Genomic DNA, 333 nt, shown 5'->3' on the forward strand with positions numbered 1-333 from the left:
GCTTGAAGGGGTCGCTGGTCCAACTGTTGTACGACCAGCGCAGGAAGCCGTCGAGGTTGCGCTGGGCGGAGATCCACGGCAGCATCCGCGACTCGACGGCAGGCGAGTACGACAGCGTGTTGGGGTGGGCGGGAGCGCCGTACACGTAGAAGGTCGTGATCTTGCCGGCCTTGCGACGCTCGGCCACCTTCTCCTTCGTCATCGCGTCGATGCCGCCCCAGTCGACGGACAGGTTGGAGGCGACGCCCTCGGTGCTGATCGAACCGGCCACGGAGATGCGGTCGTCGAAGACGGGCGCGACCTCGTGGACGAAGTCCTTGACGACCGTCATCG

1 protein-coding gene is annotated in these 333 nt (G+C 66.1%); it reads right to left on the bottom strand.

The window, feature by feature from the left end:
- On the bottom strand, nt 1-333 hold a 333-nt coding region (locus TN53_RS43385; protein ID WP_046264442.1), incomplete at both ends, for a glycoside hydrolase domain-containing protein.

Source organism: Streptomyces sp. WM6386, assembly GCF_000972385.1.
In the GTDB taxonomy this organism is placed as follows: Bacteria; Actinomycetota; Actinomycetes; order Streptomycetales; family Streptomycetaceae; genus Streptomyces.